This window comes from Rhizobium sp. LC145, assembly GCF_001005825.1.
In the GTDB taxonomy this organism is placed as follows: domain Bacteria; phylum Pseudomonadota; class Alphaproteobacteria; order Rhizobiales; family Rhizobiaceae; genus Neorhizobium.
In genome coordinates, this window is record NZ_LBHV01000009.1 from 128,789 (window position 1) to 152,209 (window position 23,421).

At 60.9% G+C, this 23,421-nt stretch carries 21 protein-coding genes and 1 pseudogene; 9 read left to right on the forward strand and 13 right to left on the reverse strand.

From position 1 onward, the window contains the following. Nucleotides 1–809 precede the first annotated feature (809 nt). Nucleotides 810–1,073 carry a hypothetical protein gene (locus YH62_RS22580; protein ID WP_046796542.1) on the reverse strand — a complete coding sequence of 88 codons (264 nt, stop codon included), beginning with the start codon at nt 1,071–1,073 and terminating at the stop codon, nt 810–812. Nucleotides 1,074–1,293: 220 nt separating this feature from the next. On the opposite strand from YH62_RS22580, the gene YH62_RS22585 reads away from it, so the two are divergent. Continuing rightward, complete coding sequence (locus YH62_RS22585) at nt 1,294–1,668, forward strand: hypothetical protein (RefSeq protein WP_046796543.1); 375 nt, start codon at nt 1,294–1,296, stop codon at nt 1,666–1,668. A gap of 616 nt (nt 1,669–2,284) precedes the next feature. On the opposite strand, the gene YH62_RS22590 is transcribed toward YH62_RS22585, so the two are convergent. Continuing rightward, entirely contained in the window at nt 2,285–3,238 is a 954-nt protein-coding gene (locus YH62_RS22590; RefSeq protein ID WP_046796544.1) for a LysR family transcriptional regulator, read from the reverse strand. 43 nt (nt 3,239–3,281) lie between these two features. Between YH62_RS22590 and YH62_RS22595 the strand changes: the two genes are divergently transcribed. Both YH62_RS22595 and YH62_RS22600 read left to right on the forward strand, forming a co-directional pair. Then, nucleotides 3,282–3,902, forward strand: coding sequence for a nuclear transport factor 2 family protein (locus YH62_RS22595; protein WP_245282156.1), 621 nt, complete (start codon nt 3,282–3,284; stop codon nt 3,900–3,902). 24 nt (nt 3,903–3,926) lie between these two features. Beyond that, on the forward strand, nt 3,927–4,160 hold the full coding sequence (locus tag YH62_RS22600; protein ID WP_280950074.1) for a YgjV family protein: 234 nt from the start codon (nt 3,927–3,929) through the stop codon (nt 4,158–4,160). Between the two features lie 227 nt (nt 4,161–4,387). Here the strand turns inward: YH62_RS22600 and YH62_RS22605 are convergent. The 6 genes and pseudogenes from YH62_RS22605 to ssuD form a co-directional block, all read right to left on the reverse strand. Continuing rightward, nucleotides 4,388–4,948 (reverse strand): annotated as a pseudogene (locus tag YH62_RS22605) (aldo/keto reductase); the annotation flags it as partial. Nucleotides 4,949–5,014: 66 nt separating this feature from the next. Beyond that, nucleotides 5,015–5,389, reverse strand: a complete 375-nt coding sequence (locus tag YH62_RS22610; RefSeq protein ID WP_046796546.1) for a VOC family protein — start codon at nt 5,387–5,389, stop codon at nt 5,015–5,017. 357 nt (nt 5,390–5,746) lie between these two features. Continuing rightward, nucleotides 5,747–6,583: an ABC transporter permease gene (locus tag YH62_RS22615; protein WP_046796547.1), complete on the reverse strand. Its 837-nt coding sequence runs from the start codon at nt 6,581–6,583 to the stop codon at nt 5,747–5,749. Continuing rightward, on the reverse strand, nt 6,576–7,382 hold the full coding sequence (locus tag YH62_RS22620; protein ID WP_046796548.1) for an ABC transporter ATP-binding protein: 807 nt from the start codon (nt 7,380–7,382) through the stop codon (nt 6,576–6,578). The genes YH62_RS22615 and YH62_RS22620 overlap by 8 nt, the downstream gene beginning before the upstream one ends. A gap of 3 nt (nt 7,383–7,385) precedes the next feature. Beyond that, complete coding sequence (locus tag YH62_RS22625) at nt 7,386–8,390, reverse strand: ABC transporter substrate-binding protein (RefSeq protein WP_046796549.1); 1,005 nt, start codon at nt 8,388–8,390, stop codon at nt 7,386–7,388. Between the two features lie 50 nt (nt 8,391–8,440). Then, complete coding sequence (gene ssuD / locus YH62_RS22630) at nt 8,441–9,604, reverse strand: FMNH2-dependent alkanesulfonate monooxygenase (RefSeq protein WP_046796550.1); 1,164 nt, start codon at nt 9,602–9,604, stop codon at nt 8,441–8,443. 239 nt (nt 9,605–9,843) lie between these two features. On the opposite strand from ssuD, the gene YH62_RS22635 reads away from it, so the two are divergent. From YH62_RS22635 to fhuF, 6 genes are all read left to right on the forward strand, one after another. Beyond that, nucleotides 9,844–10,350 (forward strand): RNA polymerase sigma factor, encoded by a 507-nt coding sequence (locus YH62_RS22635; protein ID WP_046796551.1) that lies wholly within the window; start codon nt 9,844–9,846, stop codon nt 10,348–10,350. 106 nt (nt 10,351–10,456) lie between these two features. Beyond that, nucleotides 10,457–11,395: a FecR family protein gene (locus YH62_RS22640; RefSeq protein WP_245282157.1), complete on the forward strand. Its 939-nt coding sequence runs from the start codon at nt 10,457–10,459 to the stop codon at nt 11,393–11,395. A 109-nt stretch (nt 11,396–11,504) separates the two neighbouring features. After that, a complete protein-coding gene (locus tag YH62_RS22645; RefSeq protein WP_052760483.1) occupies nt 11,505–13,958 on the forward strand; it encodes a TonB-dependent siderophore receptor in 2,454 nt (817 codons plus the stop codon). Nucleotides 13,959–13,981: 23 nt separating this feature from the next. Then, nucleotides 13,982–14,848 carry an ABC transporter substrate-binding protein gene (locus tag YH62_RS22650; RefSeq protein WP_052760484.1) on the forward strand — a complete coding sequence of 289 codons (867 nt, stop codon included), beginning with the start codon at nt 13,982–13,984 and terminating at the stop codon, nt 14,846–14,848. A 2-nt stretch (nt 14,849–14,850) separates the two neighbouring features. Further along, on the forward strand, nt 14,851–16,839 hold the full coding sequence (gene fhuB, locus YH62_RS22655) for a Fe(3+)-hydroxamate ABC transporter permease FhuB (protein WP_046796553.1): 1,989 nt from the start codon (nt 14,851–14,853) through the stop codon (nt 16,837–16,839). Next, the gene (fhuF, locus tag YH62_RS22660; RefSeq protein ID WP_046796554.1) at nt 16,836–17,576 is read left to right on the forward strand and encodes a siderophore-iron reductase FhuF; all 741 of its coding nucleotides are present in this window, start codon (nt 16,836–16,838) and stop codon (nt 17,574–17,576) included. The genes fhuB and fhuF overlap by 4 nt, the downstream gene beginning before the upstream one ends. A 10-nt stretch (nt 17,577–17,586) precedes the next feature. On the opposite strand, the gene YH62_RS22665 is transcribed toward fhuF, so the two are convergent. From YH62_RS22665 to YH62_RS22685, 5 genes are all read right to left on the reverse strand, one after another. Then, a complete protein-coding gene (locus YH62_RS22665; protein ID WP_046796555.1) occupies nt 17,587–19,479 on the reverse strand; it encodes a sugar phosphate isomerase/epimerase and 4-hydroxyphenylpyruvate domain-containing protein in 1,893 nt (630 codons plus the stop codon). 28 nt (nt 19,480–19,507) lie between these two features. Continuing rightward, entirely contained in the window at nt 19,508–20,368 is an 861-nt protein-coding gene (locus YH62_RS22670) for a shikimate dehydrogenase (RefSeq protein ID WP_046796556.1), read from the reverse strand. 62 nt (nt 20,369–20,430) lie between these two features. Further along, nucleotides 20,431–21,441, reverse strand: coding sequence for a TRAP transporter substrate-binding protein (locus YH62_RS22675; protein WP_046796557.1), 1,011 nt, complete (start codon nt 21,439–21,441; stop codon nt 20,431–20,433). A gap of 63 nt (nt 21,442–21,504) precedes the next feature. Next, nucleotides 21,505–22,785: a TRAP transporter large permease subunit gene (locus tag YH62_RS22680; protein WP_046796558.1), complete on the reverse strand. Its 1,281-nt coding sequence runs from the start codon at nt 22,783–22,785 to the stop codon at nt 21,505–21,507. A 13-nt stretch (nt 22,786–22,798) separates the two neighbouring features. After that, nucleotides 22,799–23,356 (reverse strand): TRAP transporter small permease, encoded by a 558-nt coding sequence (locus YH62_RS22685; RefSeq protein ID WP_046796559.1) that lies wholly within the window; start codon nt 23,354–23,356, stop codon nt 22,799–22,801. Nucleotides 23,357–23,421 lie beyond the last annotated feature (65 nt).

Here is a 23,421-nt window from a genome sequence, read left to right on the forward strand (position 1 = left end):
ACTTCATGCTTCGAATGACCTTGATGCCTAGCGAGTACGCTCTCGCCAGCAAAGCAGGCGATATTCGGGTCCGCATGGTTCGAGCCTGGGAAAGCGCATCCAGAGCCCGAAGAAGAAAGTCTGGGTCACGGAAAGATCGGAGAGGTCTTCAGCTGTGTAGCCTCACCTGCTCATAAAAGCGTCCCACTGTGCTTGCGATAACGCGCGATGACCGATTGGATATCGTCGCGGTTCTCCAGCCGGCAGGCGTTGGTTTTCTCAGGTGTATAACCAGCTTCTTTAAACGTCTGCGGTGGCGCCATGCTTTGCACACGGAATTCTGCATAAGCAAGATGGCGCGGTGTCCGCGGTCTATGCCGTGCACAAGCTCAAACTTCGTAAGCGGGCAGTCAGACATAACGGACGCCCGCTATCCCAGCTTCCGCTTTCCGCGCATCCGGGCATAACAGGTTGCTTTCTGGATTCGGCGATGCGCTCGCCATGAGTTAATCGCGATCATGACGCAAAGCGTCCGAAGCAATTATCGTCAATCCGAAGTCTCCATCGTCACCGCGGGCAGGAACCGCGGCAGGCGCAACGCGTTGTGTGTCGGAAGACAGAAGGAGAAAATAGATGCTCAAGGGTATTGTGTTGTGGGCGATGGGCGTTCCTATCTTCGTGATCATCCTGCTTTACATGTTTGTCTTCTAGACAGGCCATCAAAACCCGGTCTTGCGCAATCCGCAGGTGGTGACGCCACCATCAAGCGCCGCAACTGCAGCGCGGAGAGAATGGCAAAGCGCACTTCCTGCTCAGCCGTTCCATAGCGCCTAGTGCACGGACTTGCTGTCGTCGTCGCCGAGGAAGGAACGAATGCCATCCCTTTCGGTCGTGGCAAGAAATTCCTCCCACGCTTCGTTGTCGGTAGCGAAGCTGTCCTCCCACGTCGTCACATCTTCCTCCTGCGAGATCACCTCGAGGGTCCAGCCGTCGTTACTGCCGGCGGCCCTGTGAATGTCCACCAGGACCGTAACACCATCGTCTTCGAATTCGCCGGAAAGATCCGAATGCTCCAGCTTTGGTTCTTTCGTCATCGAGACCCGCTCTTCATCCAATGGCACCTATGGTTCCTGTCGTATCGCCTTCCAGAAGGTGTGCGAGAGGAACACACGCGACTATGTAGGCAGCAACACTAGTACCATAGGGAAATTCCCGGACATCGCAACGGCGGGTATGGCGCTGCCGTTTGCTTCAAGAACAAGGTGGGACTAGATTCCCGAGCAACCGGAGCCCCGGCCGAAGGAGGAGTAGTCCATGAAGCGTGCGTGGCCAGAGGAACTGAAGTCGATCTTCGATGATGCCGAGGAGGTGATGCTGGATATTCCGGCATCCGGGCGCGAAGGCGCAGAGCGCGCCAGCAAAACCCAGAGGGCAGCGTTGCGGATTCGCGTCACGCAGGAGGACTACCAGCGCATGTGGCCGCTCGCCGAAAAACGTTATCGGTTAGACGGCAGATATGCGGGCAAAGTGGCCACCCTGATTGCCAACAATCCCCTTTACTATACGTGGCATCCGGCCGATGGCGGAACCCTCGAGGGTACTTCCGACAGCGGTACGCCGTACACGATCAAATACATCGTCGTGTACCTCCTCCTGGACGCCGTGCGCGAGGAGACAGCAGCAGATTAGAGCCGTTGTGGCATCGCTCCTGAAGCGGTCATCATATGAGCAACGGTTCTCTGTCCATTCCGGGGCATCTGCTGGTCGTACGCCGGCACAATCCGTATTGGCAGCTTTGGGGTCGTCTGCGGTCTGACTGCTTTCCGAACGCTGGAGACGAAAGCGGCCATACCGCCGCGTTTCGCCGAAGTCCGCTATCGGCTCTAGGGGGACTAAATGGGGGCCTTCTAATCGGCAGGCGCTTACGGCTCGCTGGTTTCGTTATTTCTTCTTCGCTTGATCGTGATGCCACTTGATGGCGAAGAACATGCCCGTGCCTAACACGAGAACCTTGAACGGAAGGAAGACTATAGGGAACCAATCCCACATTTTGGATATTTCCAGGCTATTACTTGACGCTATATATTGTGGGGAGCACTACCTCAGAACTGCTGCATACAACATCAGCCATGTTGACGCAGATGAGATCATAACATTCCCATCACATGGCATAAGCGGGCTTGCCCATGTTGTCGGACCGGTTATTTCAGGCCGGTGACCGCTTCTGGCGCGCGATGCAGCCGTTGCACGGTCAATAGCAGGTGCCCGCGGAATATGGTGGTCCTTCAATCGGGGGGGCAAAGCTTCACGGCAAATCCGCCGAGCGCATTGTCCTAATCGTGTTCACCAGCCAGGCGATGCCGGTGTCCATCAGGGCGGCTTTCGGGACCACCAGGTTCATCTTGAACCGGCCAAGGTCGATCGGAGCATCCACGTGCTCTATGCCGAACTTCGTTTCAAACATCTGGACGAAGTGGCGCGGCAATGCGCCGACCAGTTCGGAATCAGCCAGCACCGCCAGTGCCAGCATGAAGTTCGGTACGGTGAGCGCGACCTCCCGTGTCAGTCCCTGTTGCGCGAGAACAGCGTCAACAAAGCCGAACGGATCGGCAGAATGGGAAACGACGAGGTGCTTCATCTCGCAATAGCTGGCAAGGGTGGTCCCCGATTTCAACGGATGCCCGGCGCGCATCGCCACCACGAAATCCTCCTCATAAAGCAGTTCATGCTGGAAGCGGGCGGGAATGTTGTCGTGAGGAATGATTGCGATGTCTATCGCCCGCCTTTCGAGGTCGATCAGGGCATCGCCCCAGGCTGATGCCATGGACGTTTCTCCAGGCCGGGGCAGCAATTGGCGCACCCCAAGCGAAACACCCGGAGCGTTGCTGGCGAGTTTCTGCAGAAGAGGGTGGAGAAGCACGGAAGATGCTCCGTCAGGCGCCCCGATGGTGAAGCGGCGCGACGAGCGTTGCGGGTCGAAGGCCTCGGAACTGATGATGATCTGGCGCGCCCGCTCGAGCACCTCCGCTACCGGCCCGGCAAGTTCCAGAGCCCGATCGGTCGGGACGACGCCTCTCGGCGTCCTGATGAAAAGCGGATCGCAGAGGAGGGCACGAAGCCTCCGCAGCCCATGACTTACCGCGGACGGCGAAAGGTTGAGGCGTTGAGCTGACCTGCCCACATGGCGTTCTTCCATCACGGCTTCAAACAGCACAAGCAGGTTAAGGTCGGTCCTCGATAGATCAATATGGTTCAGCATATCGCTGAAATCATATCATTAGATTCAGCATATGGAAGATGGCATGTCCTTCGTCATACCCATCGAGGCAAACGAGACCAAAGGAGGCGCCATGTGCATCTGGAATTCGAGTTTTAGAAAAGCAGCAGCGAAATGGGCGAGGACCGCAGGTGCCACGTCACGCTGCACCCTGGCCGCCGTCGCATGTTCAGAGCTCTTGCTCCTCGTTCAACCGAGCTTGGCCGCCTCGTCGGAGACAGTCGCCGAGCTTATCCGACGCACAGAAGAACAGGCACGCGCGTTCAATGCCGGGGACATGTGGAGGTGGCACGGGATGATCCGGCTGTCGGATGACTTCACCTTGATGCAGCCGTTCGGCGGACCGATGAGCCACGGTTTTGACGCCAGCCCGGCGCGTCTTGCCGAGCTGTCGCGTTCCTTCCGGAACGGCGAGGCGAAACTCGAGAGGGTAATCAGCTATGCCTCCGATGACCTGGTCGTCCTCGCCTTCGTTGAGCGCCAGCATGGGGAAGTCCTCGGTTTACCCGATCAGGACTGGTCGCTGCGGGTCACTCAAGTCTACAGGCGCCAAGGGCCGCATTGGCAGCTCGTTCATCGCCATGCCGACCCCCTCGTGCGACCGATTGGATTGGACCAGGCTTCGGCGCTGGCGCGCGGGGAATGAACGGCGCGTCCCAACGCCAGCGGAGTGCCTGACATGAATTCCTGGATCGAGATCATCGGGTTTGCCGGCAGCGTCCTGACCGTGATCACCTACCTGACGCAGCGCATGGTTCAGCTTCGCATGATGGCGATAGCAAGCAGCCTTTGTTTCGCCGTCTACGGAACCATGATCTGGAGTCCGCCGCTGATCTTGATGGAGGCAGTGCTCCTGCCCCTCAACGGATGGCGACTCTACCAGATCGCAAGAGAGCAGGCTTGATCCGCAGAGCAGCGGGCTCCCACATATGAGCGCGACCGGCGGCTTCCGCTATACCGCGCGTAGGCGAGGCGAAGCCGCCGTCGGGGCAATGTCTGCTTTCGAGCAGGTTTGATGACGGTCTTAATGACCGCCATGGAGGCGCAAACCGGAAGCTACTTCGCGTTGGCCCGAAATGGCCGTCTGCGAAAGTGCAGCGCCGCCACCGGCGACGCTGATTGGTAGCTCTTCTATCCGCTGATCCCCTGGACTGCCGAGGCGAGTGGCGCGAGTGCTTCCATCTCTGGCTCCGTAAGGATCATGGACGCTGCCGCGACGTTTTCCAAGAGACGACTGCGCTTACGCGTTCCTGGGATCGGCACCGATTTGACGTTGAGCTTGCGACTTTGGGCATAAAGCCAGGCAAGCGCAATCTGCGCCGCCGCGATGTCCTCGACCTCTGCGACCAGCAGCATGTTTGCCGCACGGTTTTCAGTTGAAAACCTTGGGAAATGCTGGCGAGCATCGGTGTTGGTCAGGGATGTTGCGAAAGCCCGGCCGGTCAACATGCCACGCCCAAGCGGGGAATATGGCACCACCGTCACACCGAGTTCGGCCGCGGCGGGGATCACGTCGTGTTCGATATCGCGCGTGAAGATCGACCATTCCGATTGAAGGGCCGCGATGGGATGAATGGCATGCGCCGCGCGCAGCTCGGACGCGCTGACAGCGGACAAACCAACCCACTTCACCTTGCCCGCTCTGACGAGTTCAGCCATGGCACCGATGGAATCCTCCAGCGCCACCCTGTTGGTCCGGCGATGCCTGCCGCCTCTATCCCTCGAACACGCTGTCCGCTAGGCTCTGACCACGCCATATCATTTCGTCGGCTGAGACCGCACCGTGAGTTTATTTCCATCTGGATCGCGAAGATATGCGACGAACGCCCCATTCGGGCGCTCTGCAGGTGGGCTCTCGATGGCCGTGCCACCATGCGCGATACCGGCGGCATGCCACGCCAGAACATGTTCGGGGCTCGCGGCGGCAATACCGATCGTCCCACCGTTGGCCGCAGTCGCTGGCTTACCGTCGATCGGTTTCGTGATCATCAAGCGACCGCCCTCATGGGCGTAGATCAGTCGGCCTCTCGCATCCATCTCGCCGGACTTGCCTCCCAATGCAACAAAGGTGGCGTCGTAGAAGCTTCTCGCCTGCTCCAAGTCGTTGCTTCCGATCATGACGTGGGTGAACATGTTTCATCTCCTGTAGGATGCTTCTGTATCGGTATTTCCTGACGTTTAAAGCTCGAAGTGCCTTAACGTGACGCCGATGCCAAGATGATATCTGCTTTCAGGCAGGCGCGATGACACCCCTATGACCGATATGGAGGCGCCTGATCGCCGCCGTGCGTGAACGCGTCAGCGTCCAGCCAGGCGACATGCTCAGTTTTTGACCGGACCTCGGTAAATTACATCTTTTTGACGCGGTAACGGGGCAGAGGCTCGCGCCAGCAGGTTAATTCTCTGCTTTCGCAAATGCATCATCGAGGACGTGAGCGACCTCGTTGCCGATCTGGAGAAGGGCTTCGCTGCGGCGAGGACGGCGTGAGGCTATCGCTGCATGCCCCAGCGGCGTACGGTGACGTTCTCGATGAGGCGGAAGACCACGCCCTCGACCACCAAGCCGATGATGATGACCATGGCAAGTCCGGCGAACACCTTGTCGGTGAAGAGTTCATTACGGTTGCGGAAGATGAACCAGCCAAGGCCCCCGGTCGAGGAACTGACCCCGAAGACGAGTTCGGCGGCAATCAGCGTGCGCCAGGCGAATGCCCAGGCGATCTTCATGCCATAGAGGATCGAGGGTAATGCCGCCGGTATCAGGATGCGCCAAACATAGCCAGGCCCATTTAGGCCGTAATTGCGACCGACCAGACGTTGGGTTTCGGGCACGCTTTCGAAGCCGCTCAGTGTGGCGAGCGCGAAGGGCCAGAGAACGGCGTGGACCAGCACGACGAGCAGGCTCCTTTCACCCAGCCCGAACCAGAGCATGGCGAGCGGCAGAAGCGCAATCGCGGGCAACGGGTTGAACATGGAAATCAGCGTTTGCAGGAGCTCGCGGACGAAACGGCTGACGACCGCAAGCGAGACGATGGCAAAGGCTGCCGCGATCGCCATCACATAGCCCTTGAGAAGGACGGTCAACGATGTCCAGGAGGCGGTAAGCAGGTTTTCGGTGGTCAATGCCTCCCACAGCGCCGCCATGGTGGCGGTGAAGGTGGGGAATAGGATCGGTTTGGCACTGAAGCGGGCTGAAAACTCCCAGATCAGGGCAAGCAGCGCCAGCACCAGGACCTTTCGAAGGAGCGCCGAGTTCCGGGCGAAATCGCGGAGGCGGTCGAGCACCTGGGATTTTGCGGGCGTGCCGACCAAGGAAAGATCAGACATGTTCGGGAATTCCTTTCCGGGCCTTCGGCGAAAACAGCAGATCGTGCACTTCGCGCGACAGGGATTCGAGGCGGGGACTGCCGACATCGCTGCGAGCGAATCCGCTTGTGTCGAGACTGGTAATCGTCCGCCCCGGATGCGGGCTCAGGAGATGCAGCTTCGTGCCGATCAGAATCGCTTCCTCTATGGAATGGGTGACGAAAAGCAGCGTGAAACCAAGCTCCTCGGCAAGATCGAGAAGTTCGCCCTGGAGCTGGCTGCGGGTGAGCGCGTCGAGTGCTGCGAAGGGCTCGTCCATCAAGAGCACGTCGGCGTCGGTCACCAGTGCGCGGGCGATCGCGGCGCGCTGCTTCATGCCGCCCGAAAGCGTGTGCGGATAGCTGTCGAGGACCCGTTCCAGGCCGACCTTCTTCAGCGTTGCCTCGGTGCGGTCGCGGATTTCCGTCTTTGCGAGCGGGCTTGCCATGTGGAGCGGAAACTCGACATTCTGGCGCACCGTCTTCCACGGCAAAAGCTGATCGAATTCCTGAAAGACGACGATGCGATCCGGACCGGGACCTTTGACTTCCCGGCCCCGCACCCTGATCGTCCCGGAAGCAGGTTTGAGGAAGCCCGCCACGGCTTTCAGGATAGACGACTTTCCGCAGCCGGAGGGGCCGAGAAGCACGAGCCGCTCGCCCTCTCCGGCGCGGAAGGAGACATCGTCCACCGCCCGGACGGTTCCGGCCGGGGACGGGTAATCGAGGGTAAGGCGGTCGACTTCGAACACCGCCACCGGGAAGGGGTCGCGCGCCAGCATGGTTCAGCTTCCGCTTTCGTTATGCAATTCCTCGAAAGTGTAGTCCTTCCAGCTCTCGGCTTTCTTTTTGATGGCGCCGGTCCGGTGGAGGAAATCGGCAAAGACATAGGAGCGGGACGGGACGACGGTGAATTTGCTTTCGGGAGATTCGATCAGCGACTGCACGAAGGCGGGATCGAACTTCGAGTTTTCGACCCGGACATAGGTTTCCGCCGCCGCCTTCTTGTTCGCCTCGATCCAGGCGTCGGCTTCCTTCAGAGCTTCGAAAAAGGCCTGGAAGGTTTTCGGGTTTTCCTCGCGCCAGTCGGTCGTGGCATAGAGATAGGTCGGGGTCACCGGGCCGCCGAGGACGTCGTAGGAAGAGAAGACCTTGTGGACCTTGGCGTCTTTCAAAGCTTGCTCCTGGAACGGCGTATTGGACAGATGCGAGGTGATCTCGGTGGAGCCGGAGAGCAGCGCGCTGGTCGCGTCGGGATGCGGCAGGCTGACCGTGATGTTGTCGAGCTTGTTCTGGTTGCCCTCGCCGAATTCCTTCTCTGCCGCGATCTGCAGGATGCGTGCCTGGACCGAGACGCCGACGGCGGGAAGCGCGATCTTGTCGGACGTGGTCAAATCCTTCAGCGACTTCACGTTCGGATTGTTGGTGACGAGGTAATTCGGCTGGTTCGCGAGCCCCGCGACGATCTTGACGGCGCCGTCGGTGCGGTCCCATAGCGTCAAGAAGGGGCCTATACCGGCCGCGGCGATATCAATCGAGCCGGAAAGAAGCGCGGCATTGATGGCATCACCGCCAGAAAGCTGCGCCCATTCAACCTTCACCTCCTCGAGACCGAGCGTTTTTGCGTGTTTCTCGATCAGGTTCTGGTCGCGGATCACGTGCAGCGGCAGGTAGAGCGTGCCAAACTGCTGGGAAATGCGGATAAGTCCTTCGGCGGAGGCGCCGGTCGCGGGCGTGAGCACGCTCAGTGCCAGAGCCGCGGCGGCGGCGAGCTTGAAGGGTTTCGGCATGGATGGACCTTTCGAGAGACAGACGTGAAGGTGTGGAGGGGACTTCGCGGTCAGCCCGCGGCATTGGCGAGTTTCGAGCCACCGTAATTGCCGACGGCGAATTCGTTGGCGACGCTGTCGCGGAGCCCCTGATTTCGGTTGCGGTCGATACCGAGCAGCGGGAAGAGGAGTTCGCCGACGCGATAGGCCTCTTCGAGATGCGGATAGCCCGAGCCGATGATCGTATCGATACCGAGCGCCTGGTATTCTCGTAGCCGTTCAGCCACCTGTTCCGGCGTACCGACGAGGGCGGTGCCGACACCGGTGCGTACCAGTCCCACGCCGGCCCAGAGATTTGGCGCAACCAGCAGTTTGTCGCGGCGACCGCCATGCAGGGCGGCCTGTCGGCGCTGGCCGACGGAGTCCATTTCCTGTTGAAAACGCCGGTAGCTGCGCTCGATCTGCTCGTCGGAAATATTGCCGATGAGCTGGTCGGCTGCGCGCCAGGCGTCTTCCTCATTTTCGCGCACGATGAAGTGGATGCGCATGCCAAAGCGGATCTTGCGACCGGTTCTGGCGGCCTTGGCGCGAACGGATTCGATCTTCTCCTTCACCTGTTCCAGCGGCTCGCCCCAGGTGAGATACATGTCAACGGCATCGACCGCGAGGTCCTGGCCGGCCTCCGAAGAACCGCCGAAATAGAGGGGCGGATGCGGCTGGCCGATTGGCGGGAAATCGGAACGTGCGCCCTTGAGCTCGTAATACTTGCTTTTGAAATCGACGGTCTCGCCGGCGAGTAGCCGTTTCCAGATATCGAGGAACTCTCCGGCCTGTTCGTAACGCTCGTCATGGCCGAGAAAGATGCCGTCGCCGGCCAGTTCCGTGGGGTTGCCGCCGACCACCACGTTGAGCAGCAGCCTTCCGTTGCTCAGGCGGTCGAGGGCTGCGGTCTGGCGTGCGGCAAAGGTGGGCGAGGTGACGCCGGGGCGAAGCGCAACGAGGTATTTCAGCCGCTCGGTAACGACCGAAAGGCCGGTCGCGGTGATCCAGGAATCCTCGCAGGACTGACCTGTCGGCAAAAGCACGCCTTCGAAGCCGAGCTCGTCGACGGCGATCGCAACCTGCTTGAAATACCGGAATTCCGGTTTCCGGCTCAGATGATCCGTGCCCAGATAAGTACCATCTCCATGGGTCGGGATGAACCAGAAGAAGTTCAACGGTCCGGCGGCGGTCATCAGCGTCTCCTTTTCGAATGCAGAGGAGAGGCTAAACACGACCTATTCGATAGAGAAGAAAGATTATTCTGTTCTCATCGGCACGGCGCCATACGGCAACTAAGGTGAGGGCTTGCGGGCGAACGGCATTTCATTTGCTGTCGCGAATTGCGTCTTCGGCCCTTGGCAAGGCATTTTCCCGAGGATAAACATGAGTAAATTTCTCAGGCTTAAGCTTGCGCGGCACCTAGGATCCAGACTTGCATTGGGATCTACAACAGTTATTCCGGCGGCATTCCAAGGAACTCTTACGGTTTCTGCGTCGCAGCGGCGTGTCGGAGGATACGGCGTCCGATCTTGTTCAGGATGCCTTTTTGCGGCTCGCCGCCATGAGCCCGGCTGCGGGCGAGGTCGTCGGCAATCCGCGCGCCTATCTGTTTCGGATATCCCGCAATCTCTCGATCGATCATGCCCGCGCGCATGCCGTTCAGAGCCGGTATATCCAGCCGGGGCTTCCGGCGGAAATCGCGGAAGCCAAGCCCTCCGCCGAGCTGGAGGTGGATTTCAAGCAGCGCGTCGCTCGGCTGGAAAGGGCGATCCAGACCTTGCCTGAACGGCAACGTCAGGTCTTCCTGCTCCACAAATATGAAGAGCTCAGCCATGCTGAAATTGCCGAGCGGCTCGGAATTTCCAAGAGCATGGTCGAAAAGCATGTGATGAAGGCGCTTGTCCATCTGCGCGACAGCCTTGCCGATCTTTTGAACTAAAAATCTCCGCCCCAGGTGTGGTCAGATATCCATTTATCCGTCTAAGGAATGATTTCTTGGCCAAAAGGCATGATTCAGGGCACAAATGGCTCGCCTCGATGACGATATGACACCGGAAGAAAGAAAGCGGCAGGCGCTTTCCTGGTTTGTCCGCATGAATTCCGGCGAAGCCACGGCTTCCGATCGCAGTGAACTCGCCATATGGCTTGCGGACTGTCCGGAAAATCGGGAGGAATATGCGCGGCTCCAGCGGATGTGGTCGGACCTCGATCATGCCCGTGCGCCTGCCCTCCATGAAAGGAACGGCAGCCGAACCCAGGCTGCCCGGTTGTCGAGGCGCGGCCTGCTGGGCGCCGGTGCGATGCTGGCTGCCGCCGGCGCTGCGGCGTGGATGGGCGGGGCAACCGATTATCTTTATAGCGACCAGTTCACCTCGGTCGCCGAGATTGGTGAGTTCACGCTGGATGACGGAACGCGCGTGACGCTCGATGCCGACAGCGCGCTTTCGCTCGATTATACCGCCTCCCGGCGCGGTCTCGTGCTCCATCGCGGCCGGGCCTATTTCGATGTCGCCCGAGACGAAGCACGGCCCTTTTCCGTCGCCGCGGCCGGAGGCACTGTGACGGCGCTTGGAACGCAGTTCGTCGTGCATCTCTGGGAGGATGCGGTGACAGCAAGCGTGCAGGAAAGCGCCGTTTCGGTCGTCGCGCCCAATGGCGCCGGTATTCGCGTCAATGCGGGAGAGGTCGTCTCCTTCAGCCGGGGTGGTCTCGGTCTCGTGGAGGGGGCGGATACGGAGGCCGAGACGGCCTGGCGTCGCGGCCGGTTGATTTTCGAGGACAAGCCGCTCGGCCGGGTCGTCTCGGATGTGAACCGCTACCGCAGGGGCACGATCCGAATTCTCGACGACAGGCTCCGGAATTTACGCGTCAGCGGCATTTTCGACGTCGGCAATCCGGATGGCGTGCTCGATGCGATCGTCGAGACATTGCCGGTCCGCGCGTTCGAAATCACGCCATACGTCGTCCTTCTGCTTCCGGCTTGAGCATCGTGATTTTTTTCATCTCCAGGGGTGAGGTGGAGATCACCTGATCCGTCTTAGCGCATGTGTGGCGAAAGCCGCCAAGCGGGTAGTACGGACAGGAACGGGGATCATGGTACGCGTCGCGTCAAAGGGACAGCACAAGAACACGAATATGCACCGGTTCGCCGCAGCCCTGTTTGCGAGCGCGGCGTTGCTGCCGTTTGCCGCACTTGCGCAAGACACGACACCCACCGTTTCCCGTGCCAGCCAGCCGGCAGCGGCCTCCTATTCCATCCCAGCTTCATCGTTGAGCGCCGCGCTGTCAGCCTTCGGCGACCGCACAAATCTTCAGGTTCTCTATCCGGCAGCGCTTGCGCGCGGCAAGCAATCGCCGGGCGTGAACGGCGTAATGAGCAGGGAGCAGGCATTGGAGCGGCTGCTTGCCGGAACAGGGCTTGCCTATCGTATTGCCAATCCTGGCACGGTCACCATCCATGCGCCTGCCGGAGACGTCGTCACGGGCAGCACCGGTGACGGCTCGACCATCCTTCCCACGATCGTCGTCCAGGGCGAGAGCGCGGTCGGGCCGGTCGATGGCTACGTGGCGCGTGTGAGTTCGGCGGGCACCAAGACGGATACGCCGCTCATCGAGACGCCGCAGGCCATCTCTGTCATCACCGCCGACCAGATGTCCAATCAGGGTGCGAGCTCTATTGCCAGTTCGCTTTCCTATACGCCGGGCGTCGTCAGCCAATCGGGTGCCTTCAGTCGGGCGGTGGACGATTTCACTATCCGCGGCTTCAACATCGCGACCGGCAATTCCGGAAACCTGCGCGATGGCTTGAAGTATCAGTCGAATGTCTATGACGGCGGGCAGGAGCCCTATGGGATCGAGCGCATCGACATCATGCGCGGCGCAGGCTCGATGCTCTATGGTCAGCTCACCCCCGGTGGCGTCGTCAATGCCATCTCAAAGCGGCCGACGGACACGCCGCTCCATGAGGTCAATGTCGAATACGGCAGCTATGATCGCAAACAGATATCCGCCGATTTCGGAGGCCCGGTTACCGATGACGGCGTTTTGACCTACCGTCTGACAGGACTGGTCCGCAATGCGGACAACTGGGTCGACGAGACGCCCGACAACAAGGTCTATATCGCTCCGGCTCTCACCTTCGCGCCGGACGACGCGACGTCGCTGACGCTGCTTTCGACCTATACGCATTTTCACACGCGGTTTGCGACGCCGCTGCTCTATCAGGATGTCAGCCGGGGCAACATTCCTCGCGACGCCTTCCTCGGCAATGATGATTTCGATCGCTACAACGGCGACATCTTCACCATCGGCTATCTCTTCGAGCACGAGCTCGATAACGGCATCAAGTTCAGAAACAACGCCCGCTATTTCAAATCCGATGTCCAATGGGACTACATGATGGGCAATATCGCGCCGCTCTCGCTGACGGGAGGCGACCTCTACAGGCTGGCGAGCAAGCGCTATGAGCGATCATACGGCGTCACGGCGGACACCTCAGTCGAATATTCCTTCGATGCGGCCGGTGCGGAGCATACGCTTCTGGCCGGGTTCGACTACTACCGGCGCAGCTACGACAACGACCGCTATCGTGGCGCCGGCTACAGCATTCTAGACCTCGACACCGGCACTGTCCTGACCGATCCGGCGATTAATTACAGGGTCAATCGCGGCTCGGATAACCTCAGCAACCAGTACGGCATCTATCTGCAGGACCAGATCAAGTTCGATGATCATTGGGTGCTTCTGCTGGGTGCCCGCCAGGATTGGAGCAAGAGCCGCTCGAGGTCCTATCAGACCGGTGTCGTGACCGAGCAGAACGACGACGCTCTGACAGGCAGGGCCGGTCTCGTCTATCTTTTCGACAACGGCATTGCGCCTTATCTCAGCATTGCGCAATCGTTCGAGCCGCAAACTGGCCTCGACTATGCGACCGGCGAGGCATTGAAGCCAAACAAGGGGCTGCAATACGAAGCCGGCGTCCGTTACCAGCCCGATGGCAGCAATCTTCTCCTCAGTGCGGCGGTTTATGAGCTGACGCAGAAGAACCTGACGACAGCTGATTCCAGCGGGCTCACCTACCAGTATGGCGAGGTTCGATCCCGGGGTGTCGAACTGGAAGCGCGCGCGGAGTTCGGCAATCTTGGGTTGATCGCTTCCTATACCTATACGGATGCGAAAATTACCGAAAACGCCATGCCCGCTTATATCGGGGAGCAGATTTCGCTGGTGCCTAAAAATGCCTTCGCACTGTGGGCCGATTACAAGCTTGATGATCTCGGCCTTGAGGGCGTCACGGTCGGCGCGGGCATTCGTTATATCGGCGAGACGAACCTGATCGACAGCAGGAGCGATGTTCCCGGCTATGTTCTCGTCGATGCGATGGCGAGCTTCGATCTCGGCGCGATGAACAAGGATCTGGAGGGCGCGACGCTGAAACTGAACGCGCGCAATCTTTTCGACAAGGAGTTCTACACCTGCGTCTATTCGGACGGCTGCCGTTATGGCGAGCCGCTGACGGTCACGGCGACGCTTTCCTACAAATGGTAGGGCCAGCCGTTGCCAGGAGGGACTTGCTGAAGGGAGCGCTCGCCGCCTGCTTTTTCGCTTTCGCGCGGGACGGCAAGGCGGAAGGGGTGCCTCGCCGTATCGTCTCCATGGAACTTCTGGTGACGGAATTGCTCCTGACCCTCGGTATTGCGCCTCTGGCCGTCGCCAATGTGCCGCTTTATCGAAGGCTGGTCGCCGAGCCGGTGCTTGGCGACGAAGCAGTCGATCTCGGCCCGCTGCAGGAGCCGAACATGGAATATCTGCAGCTCTTGAAGCCGGACCTGATCGTCATGGCGGAGTGGCAGGCAAGCGGGCTAGAAAATCTTCGCGCCATCGCGCCCACGCTGTCGCTCAATTCCTTTCCTGCAAGAACGCCTGCGGTCCAGCATGCGCAGGAGCTCCTGCGCCAACTCGGGGCGGTCGTCGGCCGGGAGCGTCAGGCCGGAGATTGGGTGGGGCGATGCGAAGTGGCGATCGAGGAAGCGCGGGCAAAGCTGCAATCGAAATCGCTGCCGCCGCTCTATCTCTGCCGCTTCAACCAGGACGGCCGTCACGCGGCGATTTTCGGGGGAAACGGCCTGGTTGGCGATGTTCTAAGGAGCCTTGGCCTCACCAATGCCTGGCAGGGGCGGGTCAATGCGTCCGGCGTCGCGTCCATCAGCGTGGAACAGCTTGCCGGCAACCCGCACGCGCGCATCGTGCATTTCGATCGCGGCCGCGAAACGGATCTGGCGATCGCGAGACTTGCCGAAAGTCCGCTTTGGCAAGCGCTGCCCGCCGTGCGGCAAAACCGCGTCACCCGCATGCCGGTGGTCTATCCGAGCGGAGGCGTGGTAAGCGCCATGCGGCTTGCCGGCCAGCTCGCAGCGCTTTTGCCGGCCGAGGGTTGATCATGGCTATCGCCAGTTCATTACCCACAACACGGAACCACGGGCTTGCCCCGCTGCTGGTCGTCTTGCTGCTCAGCGCGGCCTTCGGTCTCCTCCTGCTCAATATCGGCGCGAGACTGCCTGACTGGCGTCAGTTGTTCACGGCATCCGATGCAGATCTCGCCACGATTGCCGTTCGATACGGATTGCTTCCGCGGTTCGCCTTGAGCCTCATCGCGGGGGCGGCGCTCGGCCTTTCGGGCGTTCTATTCCAGCAGATGCTGCGCAACCCGCTGGCCGAACCGGGAACCTTAGCCGTATTTGCCGGCGCGAAATTTTCGCTCGTCGCGGCTGTTCTGTGGGTACCCGGTCTTCTCGCTCATGGGCAGGAGCCGATGATCATCCTCGGCGGCATGCTGGCGTTGGGCGTGGTCGCGTTGCTGGCGGCGCGTGCCGGTTTCGCGCCGCTGACGGTCATTCTGGTGGGACTTGTCCTGTCGCTCTGCCTGGAAGCATTGAGCAGCATGTTCTTCCTGACCCACTTCGAGGAATTGAGTGACCTGCTGGTCTGGCAGACCGGCTCGCTGGTACAGGATAACTGGAATCAGGTACGGAGACTTTCCCTCGTCCTGGCCGCCGGTGGCCTTGTGGCGTTCTTCCTCAGAAAGCCGATGGGCCTTTTCGACCTCGACGAGGCGAGCGCGCGCAGCGCGGGCGCTTCGGTTCCGATGATACGGCTGGCCTCTTTCGCCACCGCGACCCTGTTGAGCGCGCTCGTCGCCGCCTATGCAGGGATCATCGGTTTCATTGGGCTTGCAGGGCCTGCCATCGCGCGCCTTTCCGGCGCCAGGCGTCTCTCCGATCGCTTGATCCATGGTCCGCTGATCGCCGCCGGCATACTGGCATTTGTCGACCAGGGGGTTCTTTTTCTCGCCGGCGGCATGGATGTGCCGGCAGGAGCCGTGACCGCACTTCTCGGAACGCCGCTTCTGATATGGCTCATCTGTCGGATGCGGACCGAGACGCAACAGCCGCCGCGTGACGGCCGGTCCGTTGAATATCCCCGCGGCAGGGCTTCTTTCTGGTTTCTGATTGCCGCCCTGTCTCTGGTCGTCACGCTTCTGTTGGCCCTGTTTGTCGGTCGGCTGCCGGAGGGATGGTTCATCGCTGGTGGCAGTGAAATAGGCGAGCTGCTGCCTTGGCGCCTGCCGCGCGTCCTGGCGGCGGCCGGCGGCGGCATCATGCTCGCCATCGCGGGGACCGCCCTCCAGCGGTTGACGGGAAATGGGCTTGCAAGCCCGGAACTGCTCGGCATTTCCTCCGGCGCGGCGCTGATCCTGATGGTCGCCGTTTTCCTCCTCCCGCCCTTACCCCGCGAGACCATGATGCTGATATCGGCGGGCGGTGCTTTCGCGGTGCTCGTATTCACCCTGTGGCTCGGCAGTCGCTCGATGTTCAGCCCTGAGCGCATGCTGCTCGTCGGGGTCGCCATCGGAGCGCTCTCCGGTTCGCTGGGATCGCTGCTGACCCTGCTTGGAGATATCCGGGTGCTGCGGTTGCTTGGCTGGCTTGCAGGTTCGACCTATTCGGTCACGCAGAAAGATGCGTGGATCGTCGTCGCGCTCGCGGGCCTGTCGCTCGCGGTCGTTCCGCTGTTCGGGCGCTGGTTGCGGGTCTTGCCGCTCGGGGAGGGGGTCACTGCGGCCATCGGCGTGCCGCTTGCGGCAAGCAGATTGCTGCTGCTGGTCTTCACCGCTATTTTGACCGGTGCGGCGACGCTGATCATGGGGCCGCTGAGCTTTGCGGGACTTGCCGCCCCGCACCTTGCCCGCATTTCCGGGCTTAGAACTCCACTGGCGCAAGTCTATGGCGCGGCGATCATCGGCGCGATCATCATGGTGCTGGCGGACTGGATCGGACGAAACATAGCCTTTCCCTGGCAGGTTCCGGCCGGAATTGTCGCAACGCTTCTCGGCGGCCTTTACTTCATCCTGCTGGCGATGAAGCGATGATACCCTCGCTTGTTCCGCGCTTTTCCGGCGACCTCGAAGCCCTGGGCAGCCATCTTGTCCTTACGGCCGACGAGCGCCCGCATCTGGCCTGCAGCGCACTCCTGGAACAGGATAGGCTCAGGCTGCTGCTGAGCCGCTTTGGTGAAAACTATGCCGACGCGGAGCCTCGCGCCGTCGCCTCCCAATGGTCGAAATGGTATCTGTCGCGACTGATCACGCCGGTCCTCGCCGCCAATATGGTTCTCGATCGCAAGCTGCCGATCGGTCTTCAGGAGACCGGCATCATCCTGTCGCCGGACGGTAGGGCAGAGGCGTTTCGACTGCGCGATGAAGGGCAGGCATTCACGCCTTCCGATTTCATGGAACGTTTTGAGGACCTGCTCGACGGGCATCTCTCCTTGATCATTCCGGCGATTTCGACGGCAAGCGGCCTGTCGCAGAAGGTGCTTTGGAGCAATGCCGGCAACATCATCGAAAATGTCGTTGCCTCCTGCGCGAGAAAGCTCGGAGAGGAACATGCGGGTGTGGTTCATGGCAGACAGCTTTTGGCGAGCCGGCTCTGGCATGACAGGCAGCCGAACAGGGTCTTCGAACCCGTCAGGTACCTGGCTTCAGGCGAGGAAACCCTGCGCAAGCGGCGCGTCTGCTGCATCCGCTATCTGATCCCAAGCCTCTCACTCTGCAAGACCTGTCCACTGGACGAGCAGCCGGGGAAGCGCGCCCGGCTGCCGCGATGATCGATCCTTTTCAGACTTTCGGGAGGCCCTCGGGGCCGAGCGCCTTTTTCAGCGCGGCGATGCGGAAGATTGCGTTCGGGGCACCATAGCCGCGATAGCCGCGGCGCTCCACGATCTCGAAGAAAAAGCCGTCGCCGAGAGTGCCGCTGTAGAGCTGGAAGTATTCGCCGCTCTCATCCTGATCGTAGAGGATGTTTTCCGCCCTGAGGCGTTCGGTGAGTTCCGCTTCCAGACCGAACCGCGCCTCCACATCCCCATAGTAATTGGGCGATATGGGAAGCGGCCGGAACCCGTTCTTCCTGAGTGCTTCGGCAGTGGCGAAGATGTCGCCGGTATGGAAGGCGAGATGCTGGATGCCCGAGCCGAATTTCTCCGCGATGAAGCGGCCGGCGAGCGTCCGGCGGTTTTCCGCGCCGTTGAGGGTGATGCGAAGCGCGCCGCTCGCACTCTCCACCACCTGGCTGCGCACGACGCCGGCGGGATCGATGATATCGACCATCGGCGTCTTATGGGCTTCGAAGATCGACGTGTAGAAGAGCTGCCAGCTCAGCATCTCGTCGTAGGAAACCGTCTGAGCGACATGATCTACGCGCAGGAGCCCGGCATCAGTGACCTTCCTGTCATCATCCTCGACGGGTGCAAAGTCGATCTCCCAGATGCGGCCGAGATCGGTCTTGTCGTCCAGGAGGTAGACCAGCCCGCCGCCGACGCCGCGGATCGCCGGTATCTCCACCTCTCCGATCTGCACGGGCTGGCTGAAGGGCTCGGCGTCCAGCGCCAGCGCCCTTTGAAGTGCCGCCTTTGCATCCGCAACTTTCAGCGCCATCGCATAGGCCGAGGTACCGTGCACCGCGTAGGCCGCGTTGGCAAAACCGGCTTCCTCCGTATTGACCAGAAGCCGGATGTCGCCCTGGGCGAACACGCTCACCTTCTTGCTGCGGTGAGCCGCCGTCTTACGGAAGCCAAGCGTTTTCAGTATCGCGGTAAGATCGGCGGCATCCTTCTCGTCGGTGGAGAACTCGACGAAACCGACGCCTTCGACGGTGGCTCGCTCGGGCATGGCCGCGACCGAGAGGCTTTGCGCATTCGGGCTGCGGCGCACCTGGTCGCCGAGATAGATCAGCGAGCGATGCCCGTCGGCGGCGATCGACCGGGTCGATCCGCCGCGAAATTGGTCGTTGAAGATTTCCAGCGAGAAATAGCCGTCATAGCCGGTCTCGGCGACCGCCGTGGTGAATTCCGTCACCGGCAGATCGCCTTCCCCTGGCATGTTTCGGAAATGCCGGCTCCAGTAGAGAAGGTCCATGTCGATCAGCGGCGCATCGGCAAGCTGGACGATGAAGATCTTGTCCTTCGGGATGGAGCGGATCGAGTTGATGTCGATCTTGCGCGACAGCGTATGGAAGCTGTCGAGGATCAGGCCGATATTGGGATGATCGGCTCGCCGGACGATTTCCCAGGCGTCGCGATGATCGTTGATGTGCCGCCCCCAGGCCAGCGCCTCATAGCCCACCTTCAGTCCGCGCCTGGCGGCCCGCTCGCCGAGCTCGTGGAAATCCGCCGCTGCCCTGTCGATGCCGCCTTGCGAAACGGGAGAGACGTTGGAGCAGACGAGCAGCAGGTCGGTACCGAGTTCCTGCATGACGTCGAACTTGCGCTCGGCCCTGTCGAAAGTGCGCAAGCGGTGCGAAGGCGGCATTCCCTCGAAATCACGAAACGGCTGGAACAGGGTGATTTCCAGCCCCTTGTCGCGCACCATTGCCCCCACATCCGCCGGACTGCCGTCGAAGGCCAGGAAATCGTTTTCGAAGATCTCCACCCCGTCGAAGCCGGCCTTGGCGATCGCGTCGAGTTTTTCCGGCAATTCGCCGCTGATCGATACCGTGGCTATGGAGGTTTTCATGGCTTGATCCCCGTTTCGGTGGCTGCCTTCACTCTGTCATGGTCTGGAAGTGGCGCATCATCCGCTCTGCGTCCGGCTCGCGTCCGGTAAAGAGCCGGAAGGCGCCGACCGCCTGGAAGACCGCCATGCCGCCTCCATCGAGCGTGCGGCAACCCTTCTGCCTCGCGATACGCAGGAGCTCGGTCTCCAGCGGGAAATAGACGATTTCGGCAACCCAGTGCCTTGGTTGAAGATGTTCGGCCGGTAGCGGCAGGCCGGGATATTTCGCCATGCCCGTGGGTGTGGCGTGGATGATGCCGGCGGCCTCGTCCATCGCCGCGGCGATATCGCTCGAGGCCTCAACGGTCGCCTCCGGAAAAAGACCGGACATGCTTTCTGACAGCTGCTCGGCACGCTCCAGTTCACGGTCCACGACCGTTAGATGTTTCATGCCGAGCGTGAGGATCGCGTATGCGGTCGCCACGCCGGCGCCGCCTGCGCCAAGTTGGACCGCGGAAGAGAGATCGGCATCCGGCAAGCCCCGGCGGAAGCTTTCGGCAAACCCCCACCAGTCCGTATTGTGGCCATGGCGTCGACCGTCCTTCAGCACCACGGTGTTGACCGCACCAAGTGCGCGCGCCTCGTCTGAAAGTTCGTCGAGATGGGCAATGACGAGCTGCTTGCATGGATGGGTGATGTTGACGCCGGCAAATCCCTCTGCTTCCGCCTGCTCCAGGAGTTCCGGCAGGCTGTCGGCCATCAGGCCGAGCTGAGCAAGGTCGATGAGCTGGTAATCATAGGCAAGGCCTTGCGCGGCTCCCTCGCGCATGTGCATTGCCGGTGTCAGCGAGGCCTGGATGCCCGAGCCGATCAACCCGGCTTTAAGTGTTTTCAGGAGTGTCTCGGCCATTGCGCTTATCGTCCTCGCGGTATTGGAGGGCCGACCCGCCGCAGGACGGGCCGGCATCGTCGTTACTTGCGGGCGGCGTCCAGTTCCTTGAAGAGAAGCGAGACGGTTTCGGCGCCGATCTCGGCGCTGAACTTGTCGATCAGCGGCTTCACGGCATCGCGCAGTTTCTGCGTCTCTTCCGGGCTCAGTTCGTCGACCTGCATGCCCGTTGCCTTGATCTCCTCAATCGCCTTGGAATCTGCTTCGCGCGAGACCTGGCGCTGGAAGTCGCGGGCTTCGGTCGCCGCCGACTGGAGAACAGCTTTTTCCTCATCGTTGAGGCCGTCCCAGAACTTCTTGCTGATCAGCACGACCTGCGGATTGTACTGGTGACGGCTAAGCGTCATGTACTTTTGAACTTCATAGAACTTGGCATTGATGATGTTGGCGGCCGGGTTTTCCTGGCCGTCCACCGTGCCGGTTTCGAGCGCGGTGTAGAGTTCCGTGTAAGGCAGCGGCACGGCATTGGCGCCGAGACCGTTGAACAGCTCGATCGGGATAGGCGACTGAAGCGTGCGGATCTTCAGGCCTTTGATGTCTTCGAGCTTGGTGACCGCATGGCGGTTGTTCGTCAGGTTGCGGAAGCCGAGTTCCCAATAGGCGAGGCCGACAAGACCGGTGTCGGGAAGCTTCTGAAGGAGGCTCTCGCCGAACGGGCCGTCCATCACCTTGTCGGCTTCCTCGCCGCTGTTGAACAGGAACGGCAGGTCGACGGCGCCGAAGGCCTTGACGTTGCTGGCCAGGATGCCGGCGTTAAGCACCAGCATTTCGACCACGCCGCCCTGCAGCGCCGAGACGGTCTGCACGTCGCCGCCGAGGACGCCGCCGGGGAAGAGCTTGACCTCGATCTTGCCGCCGCTCTTCTCCTTGACGATCTCGGCGAATTTCTCCATGCCGGTGACCTGCGGATGGCCCTTGTTGTTGGCCGCCGCGAATTTCAGCGTATGCGAGCCTATTTCGGCAGATGCGGTGCCCGCCAGCAGCAGAGCCGGCAAGGCGAGCCCCAGCGCCAGTTTCTTCATCGTATTGAACATGCTTTCCTCCCAGATTTGGCCGTTTTCCGGCCGGTTGAAATCGGTTGTTCTCTCCTTTCGCCCTCAATGTCCGAACCAGGCGACCGGCACGGTCACCAGTTGCGGGAAGAGGACGAGAAGGAAGAGGACGATCAGTTCGGCGATCATGAAGGGCATCACACCCTTCATGAGATTTTCCATCGACAGCTTGGCGACACCGCAGATGACGTTGAGCACGGTGCCGACCGGCGGCGTGATGAGACCGATCGAATTGTTGATGATGAACAGCACGCCGAAATAGACCGGGTCGATGCCCGCTTGCTTGATGATCGGCATCAGCACCGGCGTCATCACAAGGATGGTCGGGGTCATGTCCATGGCGGTGCCGACGAGCACGATAAGCACCATGATCGCGATCAGCAGCAGCGTCTGGTTGTCCATCAGCGGCTCGAGGAGACTGACGAGATCGCCCGGGACGTCGGCAACCGTGATCAACCAGGCCGAAACGGCGGCGCAAGCGACAAGGAACATGACGACAGCGGTGATCTTCGCGGCTGAGACGAAGACCGGGAAGAGCTGTGAAGGCGGCAGCTCGCGGTAGATGACCATCGAGACGAACAGCGAATAGACGGCCGCCACGACGCCGGCCTCGGTCGGCGTGAAGACGCCGAACTTCAGCCCGACGATGATGATGACCGGCAGCATCAGCGCCCAGGCGGCATCCAGGAATGCCTTGAGCCGAACCTCCCTGCTCTGTCTTGCCGGCAGCTCGAACTGCTCCTTGCGGGCGATGATCATCCAGGTGATGCAGAGTGCAGCGGCGATCAACAGGCCAGGCACGATGCCGGCGAGGAAGAGCTTGGTGATCGAGACGCCGCCGACGACGCCATAAAGAATGAAGCCGATCGAGGGTGGAATGATCGGGCCGATGACCGAGGCGGATGCAAGAAGACCGCCGCTGCGGGCCGGATCATGGCCGGATTTCAGCATCATGGGAAAGAGCAGCGCGCCGAGAGCCGCGGCATCGGCCACGGCCGAGCCGGAAAGGCTCGACAGCACACAGGCCGCGAAGATCGCCACGAAGCCGAGGCCGCCGCGAAGATGGCCTACAAGCGCCATGGCGAGATTGACGATCCGCTTCGAAAGTCCGCCGGTGTTCATCACCTCGCCGGCGAGCAAGAAGAAGGGCACGGCCATCAGCGGGAAGCTGTCTGCGCCGTTCAGTACGTTCTGCGCGACGATCTGCGCGTCGAAGATGTCCATGTACATCATCAGCGCGACACCGCTGAGGATGAGCGCAAAGGCGATCGGCACGCCGAGCGCCATGGGACCGAGAAGAGCGCCGAGGAAGATCGTAAGCGTCATCTTGCGTCTCCCCTCAGGCCTTGGTCGCGCCGGAGGCGGTGGCCGCCGCATCGGGATGGGCAATCTCTTCCTCGCTATCGCGGACGAGTTGCGCCGTTGCCAGATCGATGCGGCCGGTCGCCACCTGGAACATGTCCCAGAGAATGATCAGGAAAGTCGGAATGCCGAAGGCGAGCCCGGCGCCATAGAACCAGCCCATTGAAATGCCGGTCGCCGGCATGCCGGCCGGCAGATTGATGAGGGTCTGGGTCCAGCTTCCGCTGATCATCAGCCAGGTGGCGATCAGCATCAGTCCCTGTCCGAGCAGCACGGCGATCCGTGCACTGCGCGGTGGCAACCGCTTGAGAAGCGAATCGACACCGAGATGCCCGTGCTCTCGCATCGCGACTACAGCGCCGAGAAAGGTCAGCCAGACGAAGAAGACGCGGGAAAGTTCCTCGGAAGTGGTGATGCCTTGATTGAAGGCATAACGAAGGATCACATTCCCGAAGACGAGAACGATCATTGCAGCCAGAAGCAGCGCGATGGCGACCTTCAGGGCGAGGAAGTAGAAATCGATAATTCGTGTCATGTCCGGCAGTCCTCCCGAGGCCTTGTTAGGGATGGCGAAATGGCAACTGCGAAACAGTCGCCCTT

Excerpts from the sequence above, each read along its gene's own strand:
- YH62_RS22580 (WP_046796542.1), bottom strand. The coding sequence starts at position 1,073 with ATGACGAAAGAACCAAAGCTGGAGCATTCGGATCTTTCCGGCGAATTC.
- YH62_RS22585 (WP_046796543.1), top strand. The coding sequence starts at position 1,294 with ATGAAGCGTGCGTGGCCAGAGGAACTGAAGTCGATCTTCGATGATGCC.
- YH62_RS22590 (WP_046796544.1), bottom strand. The coding sequence starts at position 3,238 with ATGCTGAACCATATTGATCTATCGAGGACCGACCTTAACCTGCTTGTG.
- YH62_RS22595 (WP_245282156.1), top strand. The coding sequence starts at position 3,282 with ATGTCCTTCGTCATACCCATCGAGGCAAACGAGACCAAAGGAGGCGCC.
- YH62_RS22610 (WP_046796546.1), bottom strand. The coding sequence starts at position 5,389 with ATGTTCACCCACGTCATGATCGGAAGCAACGACTTGGAGCAGGCGAGA.
- YH62_RS22615 (WP_046796547.1), bottom strand. The coding sequence starts at position 6,583 with ATGTCTGATCTTTCCTTGGTCGGCACGCCCGCAAAATCCCAGGTGCTC.
- YH62_RS22620 (WP_046796548.1), bottom strand. The coding sequence starts at position 7,382 with ATGCTGGCGCGCGACCCCTTCCCGGTGGCGGTGTTCGAAGTCGACCGC.
- YH62_RS22625 (WP_046796549.1), bottom strand. The coding sequence starts at position 8,390 with ATGCCGAAACCCTTCAAGCTCGCCGCCGCCGCGGCTCTGGCACTGAGC.
- ssuD (WP_046796550.1), bottom strand. The coding sequence starts at position 9,604 with ATGACCGCCGCCGGACCGTTGAACTTCTTCTGGTTCATCCCGACCCAT.
- YH62_RS22640 (WP_245282157.1), top strand. The coding sequence starts at position 10,457 with ATGACACCGGAAGAAAGAAAGCGGCAGGCGCTTTCCTGGTTTGTCCGC.
- YH62_RS22645 (WP_052760483.1), top strand. The coding sequence starts at position 11,505 with ATGGTACGCGTCGCGTCAAAGGGACAGCACAAGAACACGAATATGCAC.
- fhuB (WP_046796553.1), top strand. The coding sequence starts at position 14,851 with ATGGCTATCGCCAGTTCATTACCCACAACACGGAACCACGGGCTTGCC.
- fhuF (WP_046796554.1), top strand. The coding sequence starts at position 16,836 with ATGATACCCTCGCTTGTTCCGCGCTTTTCCGGCGACCTCGAAGCCCTG.
- YH62_RS22665 (WP_046796555.1), bottom strand. The coding sequence starts at position 19,479 with ATGAAAACCTCCATAGCCACGGTATCGATCAGCGGCGAATTGCCGGAA.
- YH62_RS22670 (WP_046796556.1), bottom strand. The coding sequence starts at position 20,368 with ATGGCCGAGACACTCCTGAAAACACTTAAAGCCGGGTTGATCGGCTCG.
- YH62_RS22675 (WP_046796557.1), bottom strand. The coding sequence starts at position 21,441 with ATGTTCAATACGATGAAGAAACTGGCGCTGGGGCTCGCCTTGCCGGCT.
- YH62_RS22680 (WP_046796558.1), bottom strand. The coding sequence starts at position 22,785 with ATGACGCTTACGATCTTCCTCGGCGCTCTTCTCGGTCCCATGGCGCTC.
- YH62_RS22685 (WP_046796559.1), bottom strand. The coding sequence starts at position 23,356 with ATGACACGAATTATCGATTTCTACTTCCTCGCCCTGAAGGTCGCCATC.